Origin of the sequence: Paenibacillus sp. FSL R7-277, assembly GCF_000517965.1 — a bacterium.
Classification (GTDB): domain Bacteria; phylum Bacillota; class Bacilli; order Paenibacillales; family Paenibacillaceae; genus Paenibacillus_AQ; species Paenibacillus_AQ silagei.
In genome coordinates, this window is sequence record NZ_ASPX01000037.1 from 1 (window position 1) to 20855 (window position 20855).

General features: G+C 50.8%; 22 protein-coding genes and 1 other annotated feature. All 22 genes read right to left on the reverse strand.

Features of this window, described 5'->3' with window-relative positions; genetic code table 11:
- Positions 1–384: 384 nt before the first annotated feature.
- The 22 genes from C173_RS34675 to mreC all read right to left on the reverse strand — a co-directional run bounded on the left by C173_RS34675 (position 385) and on the right by mreC (position 20799).
- Positions 385–1929 carry a LysM peptidoglycan-binding domain-containing protein gene (locus C173_RS34675; protein ID WP_036725882.1) on the reverse strand — a complete coding sequence of 515 codons (1545 nt, stop codon included), beginning with the start codon at positions 1927–1929 and terminating at the stop codon, positions 385–387.
- A 214-nt stretch (positions 1930–2143) separates the two neighbouring features.
- Entirely contained in the window at positions 2144–3025 is an 882-nt protein-coding gene (ilvE, locus tag C173_RS14265; protein WP_036725884.1) for a branched-chain-amino-acid transaminase, read from the reverse strand.
- Between the two features lie 4 nt (positions 3026–3029).
- On the reverse strand, positions 3030–3917 hold the full coding sequence (gene pheA / locus C173_RS14270; RefSeq protein WP_036725885.1) for a prephenate dehydratase: 888 nt from the start codon (positions 3915–3917) through the stop codon (positions 3030–3032).
- Positions 3914–4894 carry a homoserine kinase gene (gene thrB, locus C173_RS14275; RefSeq protein ID WP_036725886.1) on the reverse strand — a complete coding sequence of 327 codons (981 nt, stop codon included), beginning with the start codon at positions 4892–4894 and terminating at the stop codon, positions 3914–3916. Before thrB ends, pheA begins: the two co-directional genes overlap by 4 nt.
- A 64-nt stretch (positions 4895–4958) precedes the next feature.
- Positions 4959–6245, reverse strand: a complete 1287-nt coding sequence (locus C173_RS14280) for a homoserine dehydrogenase (RefSeq protein ID WP_036725890.1) — start codon at positions 6243–6245, stop codon at positions 4959–4961.
- A gap of 8 nt (positions 6246–6253) precedes the next feature.
- The gene (locus tag C173_RS14285; RefSeq protein ID WP_036698990.1) at positions 6254–6691 is read right to left on the reverse strand and encodes an ACT domain-containing protein; all 438 of its coding nucleotides are present in this window, start codon (positions 6689–6691) and stop codon (positions 6254–6256) included.
- A gap of 175 nt (positions 6692–6866) precedes the next feature.
- Positions 6867–7622: a hypothetical protein gene (locus C173_RS14290; RefSeq protein WP_036725892.1), complete on the reverse strand. Its 756-nt coding sequence runs from the start codon at positions 7620–7622 to the stop codon at positions 6867–6869.
- Between the two features lie 15 nt (positions 7623–7637).
- Positions 7638–8384, reverse strand: coding sequence for a hypothetical protein (locus tag C173_RS14295; protein WP_155991460.1), 747 nt, complete (start codon positions 8382–8384; stop codon positions 7638–7640).
- A gap of 5 nt (positions 8385–8389) precedes the next feature.
- Positions 8390–9568: an SPFH domain-containing protein gene (locus tag C173_RS14300; protein ID WP_036725895.1), complete on the reverse strand. Its 1179-nt coding sequence runs from the start codon at positions 9566–9568 to the stop codon at positions 8390–8392.
- Between the two features lie 213 nt (positions 9569–9781).
- Entirely contained in the window at positions 9782–11089 is a 1308-nt protein-coding gene (obgE, locus tag C173_RS14305; protein WP_036725896.1) for a GTPase ObgE, read from the reverse strand.
- A gap of 15 nt (positions 11090–11104) precedes the next feature.
- Positions 11105–11845 (reverse strand): Spo0B domain-containing protein, encoded by a 741-nt coding sequence (locus C173_RS33370; RefSeq protein ID WP_036725898.1) that lies wholly within the window; start codon positions 11843–11845, stop codon positions 11105–11107.
- Positions 11846–12084: 239 nt separating this feature from the next.
- Positions 12085–12396 (reverse strand): 50S ribosomal protein L27, encoded by a 312-nt coding sequence (rpmA, locus tag C173_RS14315; RefSeq protein ID WP_020429282.1) that lies wholly within the window; start codon positions 12394–12396, stop codon positions 12085–12087.
- A gap of 17 nt (positions 12397–12413) precedes the next feature.
- The gene (locus C173_RS14320) at positions 12414–12749 is read right to left on the reverse strand and encodes a ribosomal-processing cysteine protease Prp (protein WP_036725900.1); all 336 of its coding nucleotides are present in this window, start codon (positions 12747–12749) and stop codon (positions 12414–12416) included.
- Between the two features lie 12 nt (positions 12750–12761).
- A complete protein-coding gene (gene rplU, locus C173_RS14325) occupies positions 12762–13073 on the reverse strand; it encodes a 50S ribosomal protein L21 (protein WP_036698983.1) in 312 nt (103 codons plus the stop codon).
- A 14-nt stretch (positions 13074–13087) separates the two neighbouring features.
- Positions 13088–13173: a sequence feature (ribosomal protein L21 leader region), on the reverse strand.
- Between the two features lie 101 nt (positions 13174–13274).
- Entirely contained in the window at positions 13275–14516 is a 1242-nt protein-coding gene (locus C173_RS14330) for an Rne/Rng family ribonuclease (protein ID WP_036725903.1), read from the reverse strand.
- Between the two features lie 34 nt (positions 14517–14550).
- Complete coding sequence (locus C173_RS14335; RefSeq protein WP_036725904.1) at positions 14551–15393, reverse strand: M50 family metallopeptidase; 843 nt, start codon at positions 15391–15393, stop codon at positions 14551–14553.
- Positions 15386–16252: a M23 family metallopeptidase gene (locus C173_RS14340; RefSeq protein ID WP_036725905.1), complete on the reverse strand. Its 867-nt coding sequence runs from the start codon at positions 16250–16252 to the stop codon at positions 15386–15388. The genes C173_RS14335 and C173_RS14340 overlap by 8 nt, the downstream gene beginning before the upstream one ends.
- Positions 16253–16793: 541 nt before the next feature.
- Complete coding sequence (locus tag C173_RS14345) at positions 16794–17270, reverse strand: hypothetical protein (RefSeq protein ID WP_036725907.1); 477 nt, start codon at positions 17268–17270, stop codon at positions 16794–16796.
- 588 nt (positions 17271–17858) lie between these two features.
- Positions 17859–18653 carry a septum site-determining protein MinD gene (minD, locus tag C173_RS14350; RefSeq protein ID WP_036725909.1) on the reverse strand — a complete coding sequence of 265 codons (795 nt, stop codon included), beginning with the start codon at positions 18651–18653 and terminating at the stop codon, positions 17859–17861.
- Positions 18654–18658: 5 nt separating this feature from the next.
- Positions 18659–19318: a septum site-determining protein MinC gene (gene minC / locus C173_RS14355; RefSeq protein WP_036698972.1), complete on the reverse strand. Its 660-nt coding sequence runs from the start codon at positions 19316–19318 to the stop codon at positions 18659–18661.
- A gap of 81 nt (positions 19319–19399) precedes the next feature.
- Positions 19400–19930, reverse strand: a complete 531-nt coding sequence (mreD, locus tag C173_RS14360) for a rod shape-determining protein MreD (RefSeq protein ID WP_081751172.1) — start codon at positions 19928–19930, stop codon at positions 19400–19402.
- Entirely contained in the window at positions 19930–20799 is an 870-nt protein-coding gene (mreC, locus tag C173_RS14365) for a rod shape-determining protein MreC (protein ID WP_235191892.1), read from the reverse strand. Before mreC ends, mreD begins: the two co-directional genes overlap by 1 nt.
- Positions 20800–20855: the final 56 nt, after the last annotated feature.

A 20855-nucleotide genomic window follows, 5' to 3' on the forward strand; every position in this document is an offset into this window, starting at 1 on the left:
CGATCTCCGATACTCACTCGTTGTTCAGTTTTCAAAGATCAAGCTCGTTGTTAGTGTCGATGTTGTCGTCACCAGCAACTCTTATAATATAACATGTTCTTCTTCTGAATGCAACACTTATTTTCGATGAAGCAAAGTGTGTATTCATCAGAGCAACATGTCCAACCTTGTGCAAGGCACCCGCCTTGCGATTGGATATATAATATAACATTATATATCCCTGCTAACAACCCTTAATTTCTACTATTTTCGAGATAGTACTATAGACTTTCATAGATATCCTATACAAGCCTCTGTACCTGTATAACCATGCCCCAAAAGCACATGCCGGCCCTCAATCTAGCAGGACCTGCATGTGCAACTCTCCTCTTAGGGACTATCCTCTTAATTAGGAATCCAAGGAGTCTGATTCTTCTTATCTGTACTTGAACGTCCGCTTGAGCTCGAACGCGGCTTGGAGTGGGCCTTATCCTTGGCGGCAGAGTTCTGGCTGGAGGTTTTCGCTTTTGCCGCTGCCGGTTTGGATTTCCCTGGTTTTGTATCCTTTGCTGTTGTGGCCTCAGTGCGCTCCTTATCCGGCACCTCCTCCGCTTCCTCAACCACAGGCTCAGGAATCTGAATCTCGGGTACGCGGTTGTGGGCGAAATTCTCCATGCCCGGATAAGCCGGATATGGCGGAATATTCGATACCATAGGCTGTTCATACATCGGTGACACCGCGTTAGGCATGGCATTCATTCCTCCAGCATAAGGAGAAACCATCCCCATCTGCGGCATGCCGTACACCGGATACCCGTTATACATCGGCTGCTCATAAGGATAGGGCTGAATCGACATTGCGCCGCATCCGCAGGAAGGCCACGGAAGATTAACCTGCTCACTCTGGTACTGCGGAGCAAACGCAGCATTGTCACTGACAGGGCTGACTGCTGACATATTCACATTGTTATAATCCGGTTCTGCATTAGGATACCATGCTCCGGGGTATTGTCCAGGCGGACAAGGATTAACCGGCTGAGCATAGAACGGCGGGCATTCCGGCTTAAACGCTGCAGGCTGAACATAACTTGGAGCGTTATTCATATTGTTCATATTCATATTGTTCATATTCATATTGGCCATTGGCTCATATACGGGATACACGGGTGCATAATTCATAAAGTACGGATTCTCGCTAAGGCCGGGATAGCCATCGCTCTTTCCCCAGGGCGAGGTTTTACCCTCATCCCAGGCGGCAGGCTGAACCTCTGACTTATGATGCACTTCTTTGGTTTTCTCTTCCTGCGCGGGAACAGAGATTTGCACATACAAGCTTTGTTTCTCATAGACGGCTTCCTGAACCGGCTTGACTTCCGGCGCTTTGTTAGGTGCAGGGTTAGGTGCAGGAACCGCCAACGGGATAGGGACTGCTTCTGCAGCAGGTGCAGGAACTGGCGCAGGTGCGGGAGCCGGCTTTTCGATGACACCAGTGTAGGTTTTACCGCCAATCGCCGTTTTATCGACCACTGCCGGAGCGGTGGATTGAGCCTGAATTGGGGTCGTATTAGCTTTTACCGGATCGATGGATTGGGCCTGGATTGGAGAGGTGCTGACTTTCTTAGGGATATTCACGACTTCACCCGTCATCAGTGCATTAGGGTTCTTAAGCTGCGGGTTGGCATCAATCATATCCTTGAGTGTAACTCCCCAAGCCTTGGAGAGCTTCCATAAGGTATCGCCTTGCTTGACTGTATGCTTATAGTAGATATCGTTGTTGTCCGGAACAGGCAGAGCTACGGGCGCAGCCGGGATCTTAACCTTGTCTCCTACAGCAAGCACATCTGGATTGGTGATTTGCGGATTGGCCTCGATTATTTTTTGCAGCGGCACTCCATACTTCTGTGATAACGCAAACAGCGAATCACCTTGCTTAACAATGTGTATTTTCACGCAGCATTTACCTCCTAAAAGTATCTATTGATCGGCACTGCACCCCGGTTCAGGGATGATAGCCCTCCAGATTCGGTAGTTGCGGTACAGCCGCCTCCTTCGTTACTACATCTTATGCAGCCCATGGGCGAATGACATCCCTATATGCAAAAAAAATCCTTCCATGCTTGGCATGAAAGGATTTTTCTCTATTCGCTCACGCGAAATTTCTGTACTATTCCCAAACCTTATATCCGTCTTTATCAACCACATTGCGGAATTCTTCCAGCAATCGCAGGGTAATCGGCCCGGCCTGGCCGGAACCAATGACTCTGCCGTCGATCTCACGGGCAGCAATAACTTCAGCCGCTGTTCCGGTGAAGAAGACTTCATCGGCAATATAGACATCATGCATGGTGAACGGCTCTTCCTTCAGCGGCAGTCCCAGCTTCTCACACAGCTCAATGATCGCCAGACGGGTGATTCCCTCCAGGGCACCCAGGTAACAAGGCGGTGTATAGACTACCCCTCTTTTGATAATGAAGATATTATCGCCGGAGCCTTCGGTTACATACCCTTGAGCGTTCATCATGATCGCTTCATCGGCTTCCGCCAGATTCGACTGAATCTTCACCAAAATATTGTTGAGATAGTTCAGCGATTTGATCTTCGGATTCAGCGCATCCGGGATATTGCGGCGCTGGGACACCGAAACGGCACGAAGTCCGTTCAGATAAGCCTGTTCCGGGTAGATCGCGAGCTGCTCAACAATGATGATCACACTTGCTTTGGGGCAGCGGCGCGGATCAAGACCCAGGTTGCCGGGACCGCGTGATACGATCAGCCGGATGTAGCCGTCCCGCATTTCGTTCAGGCGGATTGTCTCGGCCATGGCCTCCAGCATCTCATCATAGGCCAGCGGAATGTCCAGCATAATCGACTTCGCGGAATCATACAGCCTGTCCAGATGCTCCTTGCACTTGAAGATGTTGCCGTTATAAATACGGATACCTTCAAAAATTCCGTCTCCATATAAAAAACCGTGATCGAATACGGACACCATTGCCTTGTCCTTCGTTACATGTTGTCCATCCAGATAGATCCATTGCTCAGCCATGAACTTACTGCACCTCCGCTTTCTCTTCCTCATAGGTGTATGTGGGATAGGACCCCAGAATCCGTACCTGACAGCCCAAGGCTTTGATCTCTTCAATCGCACCCGGGAGCAGTACCGATTCTATCGGTTCCAGCACATCAATATAGAAATAATAAGTACCCAGCTTCTTCTTCGTCGGCCGTGATTCAATACGGGACAAGTTCAGCTTACGCCAGGCAAAAGCAGCCAGCACCTGATGCAGTGCACCAGGGAAATCCTCGGGCAGCGTAACAAGAATACTCGTCTTGTCTCCACTGCTCTTCTGTGGAAGCTCCAGCTTCTGCGGACCAACCAGCACGAACCGTGTGTAATTGTTATTATGGTCTGTAATCTGGCGTTCCACAACCTCCAGCCCGTGCGTAGCGGCTCCAAGCGCGGTACCGATGGCAGCCCAGCCTTTGCCGGGATTGCCCTTCACAATCTCCACCGCTTCAGAGGTGCTTCCCACAGACTCCAGCTCAGCCCAGGGCATAGCCTTACGGATGAACTGCGTGCATTGCGCCATAGCCACCGGATGGGACAGGATCTTGACAATCTTGGTATAATCCTTGTCCCCGTTCTCCTTCGTGAATTCCTGCGGACAGCTGATCAGATTCTGTATCGACGGGAAAATCCACTCCGCCTGCATCGGCAGGTTCACTTCATTAATGAGCCAGTCGATATGCAGGCTGACCGAGCCTTCTATCGTGTTCTCAATCGGAATGACGCTGTAATCGGTGACTCCGCCAGCCGTGGACAGAAAGACATCGGATATGAGCTTATGATGCTCCAGATGAGCAGGGTTACCGCCAAATAAATGCAGCAGCGCTTCATGCGAGACGGAGCCCTGAGGCAATAACGCTATCGATTTCATGACTGTAATTCTCCTTTTATCATATCCAAAAATGATTCGTTTTGCATCCCGTTTCTTTCAAGCAGCTCTGCCGTGACACCTGTGGTGCATGGGGACAGCCATACGGTACGGGCAGAAATCCCGTTCTCCTGCATAGTCTCTGTCAAAAACAGCTCCAGCTCCTGCTTCCGTGCCTCCTTGCGGTCCACCATGCACAGCAATGTCGGGCCTGCACCGCTAAGCGCAATGCCCAGCGCACCATGGCCGGGCGCTTCCGCCAGCAGCTTCTCCATCCCAGGCACCAGCGGTGCACGGTAGGGCTGATGCAGCCGGTCCTGCATCGCTGTGCCAATCAGGTCCAGCCGGCCTGCGGCTAACGCTGCGGTGAGCAGCGAGGTACGGCTGATATTATGAACAGCATCGCCGAGCGTAACCTCCGCAGGCAGCGCCTCTCTGGCCTTGACGGTCTCCAGCTCGAATTCAGGAATGACCACCAGGAATTCCAGCTCCTGCGGCGGCTCAATCCGGATGTAATCGGCATGCTCGCCATCCCATACGGCCGTAATAATTCCCCCGAAGAGCGACGCTCCGACATTATCGGGATGCTTCTCGATCGCTGTAGCCATATCGAACAGCTTCGCCTGACTCAGCGGTGAACCTATCATAGCATTCGCCGCAGCCAGCGCGCCAATAATGGCCGAAGCACTGCTGCCCAGCCCGCGGGTGAGCGGGATTTCCGAATACATGGAGATGGACAACTCCGGAACCTGGACCCCGGCCTCTGCAAATACCATTTGCGCAACCTTGTAGAGCAGATTGCTTTTGTCCCGGGGAAGACCGGCCATCTCATCTCCATACAGATGAAACACCGTTTCAGCGGCTTCCTCCATTTCAATCCAGGCATACAGCGACAGAGCCATGCCCAGCGTATCGAAGCCCGGACCGAGGTTGGCCGTGCTCGCAGGAACCTTCACTCTAGACCTTCCGTAAATACTCATGGCGGGTAAATCTCCTTCATTATATTTGCGCGCAAGCCCTGTATTCCATGGACACCTGCGATAGTTAGCCTTCTACACGGTAGTGGCTTTTGATGCGGTGAATGACATTCAGTTGCTCCAGATGGCGCAGCACTTTGTTCATACTCGCTCTGCTGGCGTTATGTGTGACAATGATAATTTCGGCATCAGGATTATTAGGATTGGCCTGCTGCACAACGGAATCCAGACTGACATCATATTCGGCAAACACCTGGGTAATCTTCGCCAGTACACCCGCCTTGTCATCGACATGAAGCAGCAGGAAGTTCTTGTAATAAATATCCTCGTCGCTCTTCAGCTTCTTCTGCTTGTACGGCACAATCTGCTTAAGCCCGTTGACCCCCAGCTTCAGGTTCTTGATGACCGCCACCAGATCCGCCACAATCGAGGTTGCCGTAGGCATCGCCCCTGCCCCCGCACCGTAGAACATCGTCTCTCCTACAGCCTCACCATATACATATACCGCATTAAAGACGCCGTTCACGGAGGCAATCGGGTGGTTCGTACGGATCATTGTAGGCTGGACGCTAATGCTGAATTCTTCATCCTGGCGTTCTGCAATCCCGAGCAGCTTCATCTCGTACCCCAGCCGTTTGGCAAAAGCCATATCCTCCTTGCTGACGCCGGAAATCCCGCTTACACTGACATCGCTCAGCTCTACATTGGTCCGGAAGCCCAGCGTGCCCAGAATGGCCATCTTGCGGGCTGCATCCAGTCCCTCCACATCGGACGTCGGATCAGACTCGGCATAGCCCAGCTCCTGCGCTTCCTGCAGTGCGTCGAGGTAAGATGCGCCTTCCTGGCTCATTTTGCTGAGGATGTAGTTGGTTGTCCCGTTCACAATCCCCATAATCTTCATAATCTTATCCGAGGAAAAGCCTTCGATCAGCGTGCGGATAATCGGTATGCCTCCCGCCACACTTGCTTCATAGAACACATCGCACTGCTTCTCCTGTGCCTTGGCCAGAATCTCCGAGCCGTGCAGGGCCATCAGGTCCTTATTGGCTGTTACGATATGCTTGCCGCGCTCCAGTGCCTCCAGAATGTACTCCTTCGTCCCTGCGACCCCGCCCATGACCTCAACAATGACATCAATCTCCGGGTCGCGGATAACGGCCCATGGATCATCAGTAATCTTGGACGGGTCCACTTCGATATCACGCGGCTTCTCCGTATTCTTCACGGCAATCCGTTCAATCAGGATCGGCGAGCCGACCTGGCTGCTCAAATCCTCCTGATTTCCTTCCACAATACGGACAACACCCGTACCCACAGTACCCAGACCCAGCAGACCTACTTTAACCGGCTTCATTCGTATTCTCACCCCTGACCAATAATTAACGCACGCTTCACACCGGGAATTGCCTTGAGACTGTCCAGCAAGTCGCCCAGCTCTTCATTCAGATGGGAGATCTCGACAGAGATCACCACGTTCGCCCGTCCTTGCAGCGGTATACTCTGATGGATTGTCAGCACATTCGCCCCGTGAACAGCCACCGAACCGAGCACCTTGGACAACATGCCCGACTCGTGCTCCAGATCAATCGAGATCGTCACAATGCGCTCGCGCTCCAGCTGATGAATTAAGTGTATCCCATCTTTGTATTTATAAAAAGCACTGCGGCTAAGCCCGACCTGTTCCACGCCCTCGTGTACGGTTTTGGCATCTCCTGCTTCCAGCAGCTGCTTGACCTGCATGGTCTTCAGCACCGCATCGGGCAAAATGTCCTCCCGGACCAAATAATAGCGTTCTTTCACGAACGTCCTCACCCCAAAGACTTTTGTATGTACATAGTGGACATTATACGGGATTGAAGGCTTTTATTGCAATAACTTTCTGCAAACATGCGGAAAAGGCTGTCCCCCTATTAGCTAGGAGGAACAGCCTTCACCTGCAGGAATCCAAGAAAATACTTATAGCTGCTGTAACGCTTCAGCTGTAGGCGATGGTCGTTCCGCAGTAATCACAGCTAGTAGATTGGTTGGGAGCTACCGTATTCTGTGCCCCGCAGCCGGGACAACGGACAGATTTGGGAAGCTGCTGCGGCCTCGGCTGCTGATAGGACGGCTGCCTTGCAGGCTGCGAGAAGGGAGATGCATCTGCCTGCCCCGCCTGGGCCTGCGGCACTGCATCCGCTCCTTCATGGAAGAGAAGCCCGGAGTCCAGCACCCCGTACTTCTGCAGATAGATAAGATCTCTGTTCACATCGCCTTCGCTCTGCCCGGTGCGGTCAGCCAGATTCCCGGTATAGCGGACTCTCTCCACCGTGATCAGATGTACATACTGATTGGTGAGCTGCGAGAAGCTGAATCTGGCTTTGGCCGCGCTTCTGGCAAATACGGCCGCAGGCAGAAGTGTTATCAATGAGAACATAATTAACATTCCAATTAACGTACCAGTATCAACGGCGACTTCACTGAAGATGGAATTGACGACAATCCCCATCAACTGCACGAAGCCGCCCACAAATACATGGAACAACAGACTATAATTGACGGGCTTGCGGTAATTTTTATAATGGGTGCTCAGCATGCGTACCAGCGCAAGCGCAAGTCCCAACGGCATAAACAAATATCCGGCACCGATAGTTACAATATCAAAAGTAGTCCGCTCATACTTAGGCAGACTATCAGAGGGCTGTCCTTCCCGGCCCGGCAACAGTCCCCCTAGCTCATTCCCTATCCCCATTGCTGTCTATTCCTCCTATTTAAGCGCCGCCAGCTCCTGGTTACGCCGCAGGAGCGTGCCGGCAATACTCTCCGTTAATTCCTCTGTCTCCGTGTCCCAGCGGGCCGGCAGCTCTTTCAGGACAAGCAGCAGCGCCACATGATCATGCAGCAGAGAGATCTGCTGCCTAATGATGTCTTCTGTGGCATACAATCCCGGTCTCGATACCGGGTCACTGTAGCGGAATTTCTCCTCCAGAGAATCAATCAGTTCTACCAGCCTGCTTGCCTCAGAATGCTTCCAGGTGCCGGCAATCCCTCTGATCTCCTGCAGCTCCTGCATGTGAGTACGCAGGCTCCGCGAAGCGTCCGCAGCCCTGCGCTCCCCGGATGCGGCATTCCACCCATATCCCCCTGTAGCCACAAGTACGATGGAAGCTACAATCAGGATCAGCAGTTGCTCTCCTGCATACCAGAGCGGACTCAGCTCCAGAATCCAGTCCAGCAGAATAGCCGAAGCAAGTACCGCAGCCAGATAGAATGCTATAATTACAGCTCCGCTTATGAATACCGGTGAAGTCCGGCCCGCTTCAGGAGCACGGCGCAACCAGAACATGCAATATACATAAACCACAGTCTCTGCCATACCTACAGCAAGCAGAGTCACTACGAAGCGCAGCAGCGATTCCGAGAATCCAAGCGTGAAGAAGGTACCCGCAGTAACTGCCAGAACAGCAACATAAATGCCAGTAACTAGACCCGTATATGACCTCTGCCTCTGCATTCCGTTCACCCGTTAGCCGCTCTGGTGCCGCACTCTGGACAGAATTTCTGTCCGGGCTTCAGCTCATGCCCGCAGCCTGCGCACTTCAGGATCAGGCCCTCTCCACAATGCGGACAGAATTTGGCACCTGGGATGACCGCCTTACCGCAGCTATGGCATACCTTATCCTCCACCGCCGGCGGGGATTGCAGACTGCGGCCGCAGCCGGTACAGAAGCGTGCATCTGCCGGATTAAGGGTTCCGCAGTCCGAGCAGGATTTAGAAGCAGCAGGAGGTGCCGGCTGGCTGCCCGTACTGCCGTCCAGAGACATGCTACGGGTCATCCGGGTAGCTATCTCAGCCGCAGGCCCGGCCAGCCCAAAGCCCATGCCGAGCCCCAGCCCCGCATTCATCATGCCCGCCCCTATATTGCCAGGATTGCCTGCTGCCTCCTCCATAGCATCGAAGCTTCGTTCCTGCTGGTAGGTGAAGCCGATAATGTCCATCTCCGCTTTTTTGGCCAAGGCTTCCTTGAGACGCTGGGTTGCCGGATCATCATCGGGAATATTGATCGAATCAATATAGAAATTATTAAGTTCAATACCGCTGTCCAGGAACGAGGAGGACAAGCGCCCCTGAATATGCTTGGAGATTTCAACCACGTAGGCGTTGATCTCCAGGATGCTGATTTTTTTGTGCACCAGATAAGAAGAAATAAGTTCATTAATATTAGACATCAGCAGACCGCGGAAATAATTAATCATCGTATCCTGATCGAAGACCGGCAGCGTCCCTACCAGCTTCAGCAGGAATTTACGGGGATCTTCGATCCGCACGCCAAACTGACCGAAGGCCCGGACCGCTACCATGATCTTGTACTTAGGGTCCTGTAGCTGCAGCGGTGCACTGGTCCCCCACTTCACATTCATGGAGTTCAGCTTGTTCACAAACCATATCTCTGCGGTGAACGGAGACTTGCCGCCGAACGGCAGGTTCACCACATTCGACAGAATCGGAATATTCGCTGTGCTTAAGGTATGGCGTCCGGCTGTGAAGGAATCCAGCGCCTCTCCACCCTTGAACAGAATCGCTTCCTGGGATTCATTCACAATCAGCTGTGTCCAGGTCCCCAGCTCCTGATTCGGATACTTCCAGGCGAAGACACCCGGAGGACCGTCATATTTGACTACTTCAATAATTGCCATCTGTCCATTCCCTCTTTCCTGACAGGTATGTATGATATACGCAGATTACACCCTTTGGATTCAACTTAACGTCGCTTATATAATGATTGTAGTAAATTAATCCAGATATATAAAGAAAACTTTATTAGCAAAAATAGCTTTGCCACCTGTTAAGCAATAAAAAAAGGCCGCATCCCCCTCTCGGAAGATACAGCCGGTAACCTTACTTCTCTATTAATAGTAGCTGCTGTTCTCGACAAATTCGAATTCAAAATCAGCAATGCGCACAATCGTACCTTCCACAGCGCCGCGTCTGCGCAGCTCGGCATCCACACCCATGTGACGCAAAGTACGGGCCAGCCTAAGAATCGCATCATGTGTGCTTAGCTGCATTCTCTTAATCATCCGCTCAATCCGCGGACTATTGACTACAAAGGCCTCGTTGTCACGGGTAATCGTGAATGAGTTATCCTCTTCCGCTTCCAGCTTATACACCTTGCGCTCTTTGCCGGCCACTTCTTCCACCACCGGAGCCACAGGAATACTGTCAAGAATATCTGTAGCACGGTAGAGCAGCTCCTGAACGCCCTGACGGGTCAGTGAAGAGATCGGCATAATCTCAAGGTCCGGGCGAAGCTCCGCGACACGCTCACGGAAGGAAGCCAGGTTCTCCTCGGAATCGGGCATATCCATCTTGTTCGCCGCCACGATCTGCGGACGGTCAATCAGCGCCGCATTGTACTGCTTCAGCTCATCGTTAATCAGTACCCAGTCTTCAAAAGGATCACGGCCTTCCGAGCCGGACATATCCACGACATGAATGATGATACGCGTCCGTTCAACGTGGCGCAGGAACTCATGTCCAAGCCCCACCCCTTCACTCGCGCCTTCAATCAGTCCAGGCAGATCCGCCATCACAAAGCTGCGGCCATCTCCGACATCAACTACACCCAGGTTGGGGGTAATAGTGGTAAAGTGGTACGCTCCGATCTTCGGCTGGGCAGCGGACACGACCGACAGCAGCGTAGATTTGCCCACGCTAGGGAAGCCTACAAGGCCTACGTCCGCCATGACCTTAAGCTCCATTACGATGTAACGCTCCTGACCCTCTTCCCCGTTCTCAGCCAGCTCCGGCGCCGTATTGTTCGCCGTCGCAAACCGGGTATTCCCCCGGCCGCCCCGGCCGCCGCGGGCCACTACAACCTGTTGTCCATGACGGGTTAAATCGGCAAGGATCTCCTGGGTATCATCATCAATCAACACGGTTCCCGGTGGAATCCGCACGATCATATGATCGGCATTGGCCCCGTGCTGGCTCTTGTTGCGCCCCTTAATTCCCTTATCAGCCTTGAAGTGCCGCTGATAACGGAAATCCATCAAGGTCCGTAAGCCTTCATCCACGCGGAAGATCACATCTCCCCCGCGGCCGCCATCTCCGCCGGCAGGACCGCCATCCGGCACATACTTCTCCCGGCGAAATGCTACGAGACCATCTCCGCCGTCTCCGCCTTTTACATAAACCTTAGCCTTATCTACGAACATAAATGTTCACCTTCCTTACATCTCCAGCGGTAACCGCAGTTCCACATTACCCTTGGCAGGCTGAACCTGCTCCGCCTTCATGATTTTTCCTTGTACTATATTATAAATTTGCCCCTGAAGCAGTTCGGGATTGTCTTGCTCTCCCTCACCTTTGAAAGAGATCAGAATGTCTCTTCCCTCCTGTGAAAAGCTGAGCTCAAGCTTCCGCGTGTCTCCATGCTGTGTTATTCCGCTGTACTGGTACGCTCTAACCGTCTGCATAACTACCGAAGTCAGCTCAGCTCCTGCCTCTGGACTCAGCTTGTCCTCCAGCTGGAGCCCTTCCTCCACCTGTATGTCCAGCTCCAGACTGCTTCTGAACGTACGGAAGGATTGCAGATAGAACACCAGGGAAGGTACTCCCAATTTGGCAATACGGCTGTCCAGCGCAATACGCTCCTTTATTCTTTCCACACATTGTACGGATTTATCAGGCTTGCCCAGCTGGATATATCCGTAAAGCACCTGCAGATCATTCATCCAGTCATGACGATGATGATTCAGTGTCCGGTTTGCCGCCTGCTGCAGAGTATTCTCCTGTATACGCAGTTCCTCTTCATATTGACGCCGGTTGTAAACAAAGCTGAATGCAAGCACTGCCGCTACCCAGACTCCGAGCAGCAGGCATGTGAAAAGGGAGGTTTGCCAATACACGAGACCTAAAGGAAACACTGCGGATAACATGACTGCCCAGACCTTACTTTTCCAGGATTTCATTCTTTCTCCCCGTCCCTTGGTTCGCAAAATTGATTCCAATGTAAGCACTGCTTATCTTGCTTCATATTCACCATTTCCCAGTATAACACAGGCTTTCTCCGCAATCACCAGAATCCCACCACAAAGTGAGGCTTAAGCTTCGATGCTTACTCAGGTACTTTGCGGGACCCCGAAACAATTTCAAAAAAAGCCCCCGGCACTGATGCCGGAGGCTTCTCATCTTCATAGGTTCCGTAAGCTTACGCTTCCAGTGCCGCTGCTACCGGAGCGACATCCACCGGATACACGCTCACTTTTTTGCGGTCGCGTCCCCAACGTTCGAACTTCACTACGCCGTCCACAAGTGCGAACAGTGTGTCATCTTTACCGATGCCCACGTTCGTGCCCGGGTGGATTTTGGTTCCGCGTTGACGAACCAAGATGTTGCCGCCGGTTACTGCTTGACCGTCAGCCCGTTTCACGCCAAGACGCTTAGAATGGGAATCACGTCCGTTCTTTGTGGAACCAACACCTTTTTTCGATGCGAATAATTGAAGATCCAATTTCAACATGTTGTCAACCTCCTTCTTCAAATGATGACTTCCTGTATCTGAATATATTTCCTGTAGGATTTAGCAATATCCTTGAGCATCAGCACCATGGATTCCAGCAAGAGCTGTACCTTGGCGGAGACTTCGGGATCATTCACGGGAACCAGGGTTCCGCTTAAGAATCCATCCTTCATCGAAGTATCCAGAACAACTCCGGTCAGGCTTTCAATCGCATTCACAGTTCCAACGGTAACCGTCGAAACACCCGCGCAGACGATATCCTTGCCATTCCTTGCGTATTCCGCATGCCCCTTGACGGCAAAACCGACAATGACACCTTGAGCAGAAGCCCGTGTAATCCGCACGTTAATCATTAACGCACCTTCTTACGCTTGAATCTTCTCGATAGTTACTTTGGTGTACGGTTGACGATGGCCTTGTTTCTTGTGGTAGTTCTTCTTAGGTTTGTATTTGTAAACTACAACCTTATGACCCTTACCATGCTTCTCGACTTTGGCTGTTACAGACGCGCCGCTTACCAGCGGAGTTCCTGCAGTCAAACCACCTTCGTTAGAAACAGCCAAGACACGGTCAAACGTTACGCTTGCGCCGTCTTCAGCTTCCAGCTTCTCAATGAACAAAACATCGCCCTCTTGGACTTTGTATTGTTTACCGCCAGTTTCGATAATTGCATACATTGTACTTGCACCTCCTCATGTCTCAGACTCGCCTAGTCAAGGTGGCAATCCCCGGAGGAATTACGCTTCATCTACCCGATCGGAGCGGTTACAGCATGTGCAGGAATGGAACAACCAAACACATACTTGAAGATATTATCATACATATGATCCCTAGTCAATATCTCCTTACAAAACATATACAACCTGACCATCTCTTCCCTACTCCAGCCATGTCCCAACCTTGCCTGTACCGCCGCAGCACTGGCAGATCACCGGGGCAAATCCGGCGGAATCATGTCTGGCCTTCTTACGGGTCATCTCCAGCAGACCGAGATGGGTCCAGCCGAGAATATGCGTCTTGGTCCGGTCCCGGCTGATAATGCTCTCCAGCTTGTCCGTCACCTGCCTGCGGTGCTCTTCCCGCTCCATATCAATGAAATCAACAATAATAATACCGCCCGTATCCCGGAGCCGGACAAGCCGCCCGATCTCCTCCGCAGCCAGCAGGTTGGTCCGCGTTACCGTATCCTCAAGGTTCGTCCCGCCAGTATACTGCGCTGTGTTGACGTCAATCACAGTCAAGGCCTCTGTCTCATCCCAGATGAGCGTAGCCCCGCCTTCGAGGATGATTTTACGGCTGAAGCTCTTATGAAGCTGATCCGTCACCCCGTAAGCAGAGAAAATGGACTCCTGCCCCCTGTAGAATCCCACAGGCTTGTACCCTTCAGGAGCCATATCCGTCAGGAAGGCTTCCGCTTCCTTCACCGCCTTGGCCGAATCAATCAGCAGCTCATCACGCTGCGGATTGAAGGCATCCCGGATGAACCGCTGGACGATACTCAGATCGCAGTGCAGCAGAGCGGGTGCCTCCACTTCCTTGGAACGCCGGGTAATCATTTCCCACTGCGCCCGCAGAAAAGCCAGATCTCCCTCCACGGCATCCAGCGGCTCGTCCTCGGAGACGGTGCGCATAATAAGTCCTTCCTCACCCTGGCGCAGCCGCTCGCCGATACCTTTGAGCCGGCTGCGCTCCGATTCCCGGCTTATTTTCTTGGAGACCCCGACATATTCGGCAAAGGGCATGTACACCATCCAGCGTCCGGGCAGTGTATAATGCGTGGTTACCCGCGCGCCCTTGCCGCCCCGCGGTTCTTTTCTCACCTGGACGACAATCTCCTGACCGGGCTGCAGCAGCATCTCAATCGAAGGCTTGACGGCCGGCTGCTTGTCCAGATGGGGATGCAATACATCATCTACGTATAGGAACGCATTCTTTTTCTGTCCGATATCTACAAAGGCCGCCTGCATACCAGGCAGCACATTCATTACCCGGCCTTTATAATAACTCCCGACCAGACCTTGCTGCTGATCGCGTTCAGCCGCATATTCCACCAGCCTCCCGTTCTCCAGAAGTGCCATGCGGGTAATATGCTGTGTACAGTGAACGATCATTTGTTTCATGGCTTCACCTCTGGTTTGAATCGTTACTCGCTTGTTACTTTCCGAAATACGAAGCAATCAGACGCTGCTCCGGCACAACGGCTACGATATCCCTGTCGTTGTTCATCACATAGATATAATGATAATGGTTACGTTTAAATAGACGCAATATCTCATCCAAAGGTTTCGCGAGCGAGGCAACTATTGGGCGGGCAATGTTCTCCGCCACTAGATACCGCTCATAAATCCGCTCACGGTTCATCAAAAAACCAACAAACCGGTACGGCAAATTACGCTGGTCCGTCCAATTAGAATAGAGCAGAAACGCTCCGATCATCAGCAGGTTAAGGCGGAGGCCGTCCCCGTTCCCAAGCGGAAGCAGGGCGTACCCTATCACAAGCAGGCTGGCCGCAATACTGACTCTGCCGGTCCACAGCAGCGTGTAATAATACGGAAGCAGCAGACTCAGGGCTGCCTGAAGGATTTTGCCACCGTCCAGCGGAAGCACCGGCAGCAGATTGAACAGAGCGATCATGGCGTTGGCTCCGATAAAATAATCCAGATAGGCGATATTTCCATACTCCACCTGCTTAAGCGCCAGCGCCATCAGAATCATAATTCCGTTCTGCAGCGGACCGGCCAGGGCAATCCCGATCTCACGGACAGCCGTAAGCCGCCCATGATCCTCTATAACCGCAACGCCGCCGAATGGCAGCAGCTCCACCGATCTCACGTTAATTCCGGCCAGCAGCGCCGCACATACATGTCCAAGCTCATGAATGAATACGATCAGGAACAAGGTTAGCAGCTCCAGGAACTGTCCGGTAAGCACGGATACCATGAGAATCAGCACAAAGAGCGGATGCAGTGATAATTCAATACCGCAGACCCTAATCAAACGATACCACTTCGGCCGGATCAATATAAGTCTTGTCTTTCATAACTGCAAAAAACAGCAACGGGACCCGGGCATCCTCCGTCCCCTGAATCCAGCCTATTTCGTCTCCGCTCTGTACCCAGTCATCCACCGCGAGCCGTGTCCCGCTCAAATGACCGTATTCTGCCGTGATCTCCCCGGTATGGCGGACCGTAATACGGATGCCTCCCCGGGCTTCCTTTGAAACGGCCAGCACACGGCCCGTATCTACACTTTTCACCGTGACACTGGCACTTGAATCGTCTGCCGGTATAATCTCAATGCCATTAAGCGAAGTGGCAAAAGGACGCACAATACTTCCTGCAAGCGGAGCGCTAAGCTCATGGGCGGCTGTCACCTTCTCCGCCGGTACCTGTTCATCTCCGAAAATCGGAATAAAGGACGGGGCTCCATTGAAATGTTCCTCGTACCACACCTGTGCTGCTGCAAAATCCATATCATTGCTGAGGATGTCTGTAATAAAGTACTGTGCCTTCACGGCCCAGGGCTCCTGCACGGCAAAAATGCCCCATACAGCGCCGAAGACCAGAAGACTGGCCACCGTCCGCCGCAGCAGACCAGCACGGAAGCCCTGCCCCGGTCCCCTCCCGTCTTCCTCTTCCCAGTGGTTACGCTGCTGCTTCCACACCGTCTCGGGGTCAGGCTCAGGGGAAGAGGCCAATTCATTCCTGTCCCCAGCCCCCCATTCTCTGAAGGAGGGAGGACTGTCAGACAGCCGGAACCGCTCTGGTGCTGGTGCTGCTCCGGCTGCCGGCTTCTCCTCCAGCAGATTTTGTATACGCTTCTTGCGGCGGTTCTTGGACTCTCTCGGGTATTCCATAATGATCCCTCCGGCGGGCTTGTTTTACTTCCATTTTATGAGTGGCGGAAGCCGCTTTAGAACAAGCCCTGTCCAAGTTCCCGATGTTAACTATGAGCTCCAAGAGAGATTCTTCCCCCTCATAGCTATCACGCTTTTAGTGAGTTCCTTCAGTATCTATTTTTTCTACTTACTGAAAAGTGTAAAGTTCTACAGAGATAACCTCGGCATATTACTAATTGCAGACTTTTCGTACGTTTCACGACTCAACTGGCTAAAACCTTAATAATTTAGTTCCAAACCAAGTTTAACCATATAGAAATACAACTGTAGACTAATACAAAAAAACCACTGTTGTTTTACAGAGGCTCGTTCATTATAAGAATTGATTATTAGTCTATGTTTTTTGAAAATAGATGGGACATTGCAAGTAAACAATCTTAACGGCAATTACATAACTATGAGTTCCATAGAAAAAAGGGTGAGCTCGACAGAATGCGAGCTCACCCTAATGGCAAGTAAACTGGAATATATTTAAAATTATTAAAAAAATATATTTTATTTATTGGTAATTTCTTAAATATCCTTTTGCTATATGAGTATATGCAGATACATTAACTTTATACTGCCAACCTAAATTCATGAAGAAATTTAGTGATTTTGAACCTTCACCTGCATCCAATAAAATAAATCCGGTTCCTGGGTCAGAAATATTCATTTGTGTCCAAACTCCGTTGCCTGTATTGTAATAAACAAATAAATTAGCTTTTCCAACTGATTCAAGTGTAATTTTCCCATACTGTCCAGCTCCATTGATGGGATTAGAGAAACCGTGGTTAACAGGGTCTACAGTAATACTAGTAGATTCTCCCACTGCAAGAGGAACAATAGAATCTTTGGAAGAAGGGGAAGTAATAGAATTGGATTCAAACAAAGGTGTTGTATTAACATCAGATTCATTGGAAGCAAATGCGGGAACTGCAGTCACCAAGGAAATAGCAGTCGTTAAAAAAAATATACTTGAAAGCTTTTTTTTCATATCGAATTCCTCCAATATTTTATTTTTGTTCCTTTATTTATAATATCATAATATCTTTTAAAATAAATTGATTTTATGCAAAATATGCCCATATACCTACCGAATATTTGACAATTCATTATTTACATGTCGTATTTTGTCTTATCCCAGATCTTTTATGTCTATGTGACCTATACAAATTGACCTATTACTATGAAAAAACAAGATAGGTTAGGTGCGTGAATATTGCATGGAAAATTGAATCTTATATTTATATCAATAAAATGAAAACAATATTTAATGCATTTTTGTCATTATACATTACACTGAACAGTGAAAATTCTACAACTCAAAGAAACTCACGAATTCTCGTCAATAGTAGATGCAACATGCTTGGATTTAATTATTTTGTTATTGATAAGCGCAGATTTTGAGTAACAGGCGAAAAATACACTTGCGTAAATAAGCGGCAATCGTAGCCTCCCGAAACAAAAACTTGACCGCTCTCCCATTGGAGGATGTTATATAAACACGAAAGAGCCCGCTGTTGGGAAATAAGCAGCGGGCTCTTAATAAAAGATTTTCATGTATGTGTGCTTGGACGAAGTTCTAGCCCATTCCAAAAAATTTCTTGAGCTTCTTAAAGGCACCCGTCTTCTGGTCAAGCTGCATCAGCGGCACCGCATCGCCAAGAATACGCCGGGCAATATTACGGTAGGCGATCGCTGCTAAGGAGTCCGGGTTCATCACGGTAGGCTCCCCGTTGTTCGCCGCCCGGATGACCTGTTCATCATCGGGTACAATCCCGATCAGATCAATATTAAGCACCTGCAGAATATCCTCGATATCAAGCATATCCCCGGACTTGATTAAGCCCTGACGAATCCGGTTGACCACCAGCTTCGGAGATTCTACCGATGACTGCTCCAGGAGACCGATAATCCGGTCCGCATCCCGCACCGCAGCATGCTCCGGAGTGGTAACTACAATTGCTTTGTCAGCACCGGCAATTGCATTGCGGAAGCCGTGCTCAATTCCCGCCGGACAATCGATCAGAACATATTCGTACTCCTTCTTAAGCTCAAGAATGATATCCCTAACCTGCTCCGGTGTAACGGCTGTCTTGTCCTTGGTCTGGGCTGCGGGCAGCATGTACAGCTCATCAAAGCGCTTGTCCTTGACCAGCGCCTGATTCAGCCGGCAGCGGCCTTCCGCCACATCGACCAGATCATAGATGATCCGGTTTTCCAGCCCCATGACAACATCCAGATTCCGCAGTCCAATGTCGGTATCCACCAGACATACTTTTTTGCCCTGCAAGGCGAGTGCGGTACCAATGTTGGCTGTTGTGGTTGTCTTGCCAACTCCGCCTTTGCCCGAGGTTACGACAATCGCTTCTCCCATGGAGGCTACACCCCTTTAAACACATTTAAATCCTGACGTAACTTCACTATATTATGAATTTTGTCGATTTGCATAGCACCGCCTGATAAGTAGGCAAATTCCATGCTGCTCTCCCGGGTTCCCCATTCATCCGGAGGCCTGCTGATAATCTCAGCAATCCGGAGCTGGGTAGGCGCGAGCAGCGAAGCGGCAATAATGGCCTCCTGATTACCGTTGATTCCGGCGTGTGCCATCCCTTTGAGTGCTCCAAGAATATAGATATCCCCTGAACAGGTAATGGTCCCTCCCGGATTCACATCCCCGAGGAACAGCAGATTGCCCTCATGATGCAGCACCTGGCCCGAGCGGAGCATTCCGCTCATCATGAACAAGGCTTCCGTATCCTTCTCTTCAGGATCTTCAATAGCTTCAACCGAACGGATTAACAGATTCCCCTGACTCTTGAGGATCTCCAGTACCGCCTCTTTATCTTCTTCAGTAACAGCACGGTTGCCCAGCTTAATATCCACATGCACAATCGGGCCGGTCAGAATATTTTGATGGCTGTGCTCCAGCTTGTAGCGAAGCTCACTTAAGAGATCTTCAAAGGGACACTTGTCGTCTAGCAGGAATACCAGGCCATCCTTGATGCCCTTAATCCTTACGTGCTTGGATTTAACTGTCATATGCCTGTCCCCCTATCCTCATTCATTCGTGCCGGGCCGGGCAAACTCCTTCTTTGGGTGATAAGAAAATGCTGCTGCAGCTTAGGCAGCCTCCTCATCGATAGTCTCTTTCTTCAGCAGCTCCAGCTGGCGCCGGAGCGGAACGTAGAGAAGCAGGCCTGCAGCAAAATGAATGAGCATGGTAGGCAGCATATGATGCAAGAGTGCCCAATTATATGGCTCCTGGCTTAGATTAAACACATTATAGATAGCAAAAAGAATACTGTCCTCTAGCAGGCTGCCCAGTAGCACCACTGTCATCATGAGCGGCAGCGGAGCACGGGGAATCTGGAATATCAGCCCGATCAGGTACGCAGATAAACCCATAGCGAAGGAATGAGCACCCAGTATGCGGCCATAGAAGACTACATCATGCAGCATGCCGAACGACAAGCCCAGAATAAGTGCCGTATGCCGGTGATGGTATACCGTTACGAACAGAATGACGATGAAGACGAGATTAGGAATAATCCGCATCTGCCAGCCGTCAGGAATCAGCCAGGGAAGCACTGTGCCTTCCAGAACAAATAAAAAGAATAACAAAAGTATCAGGACAGGTCTGCGCATCCTCACTATTCTACACGCTCCTCCGTATAGACAACGAAGAGTTCCTTCCAGTCCTGGAATTCTGCCGCCGGCTTGATAATCGCTGTAGAGGTGAACCCGTACTGTCCTACCTTGACTTCTTCCACCTTGCCGATAGGCATTCCACGGGGATACATCCCCCCTCCGCCTGAGGAAATAATCATATCACCCTTGGCAATCGGATCGCCTACAGGGATTTTGTTCATCAGCAGCATTCCGGTCTGCTGGTCGTAGCTCTCAACCATCCCAAAGGTCTTGCCTTCCTTGTTCACAGCAGTTGCCGATATAGGAGGCTGTGAGTTGGGGTCCTTGCCATCCATCATTGTCATGAGCTTCACGGTAGAGGTGAATTTACTCACATTACTGATGACCCCTACAAGGCCCTCGATAGAAGTTACAGACATATTCAGCCGGATGCCATCCTTCTCCCCAAGATCAATGACAAGTGTATTATTGCTTGGCTCTGTCGTTACACTGACAACATTGGCAATCAGATATTCATATTTATACATGTTTTTTTGGGCTTCCGTAAATTTAAGATCCTTTTGGTAGCGCTCATTCTCAGCTTTAATAAAATTCAACTGCGCCTTATCCCGGGCGTACTGCGCAGCCAGAATCTTAAGCTGCTTGTTCTCTTCGGCCAGCTCATTCAGAGTCCCGATATCTTGGAAGAAGCCCGCTACGTATCCAGCGGGCTTGTAGAACAATTTCTGCACGAATCCGGTCGTATCTCTGAGGAAGTTCTCCGGCCAGGACAGGGTCTTCCTCTGCCCCAGGCTGAAGCCCATCAGAACGATAAACGTAACCAGCGTAATCAGCAATATAAACAGTCGTTTATTGTTAAACAGCTTGAACAATCTCGAGCACCCTCTAATAACCGTATTTCTCCAACCTCAGGGGTTGACGTTCACAG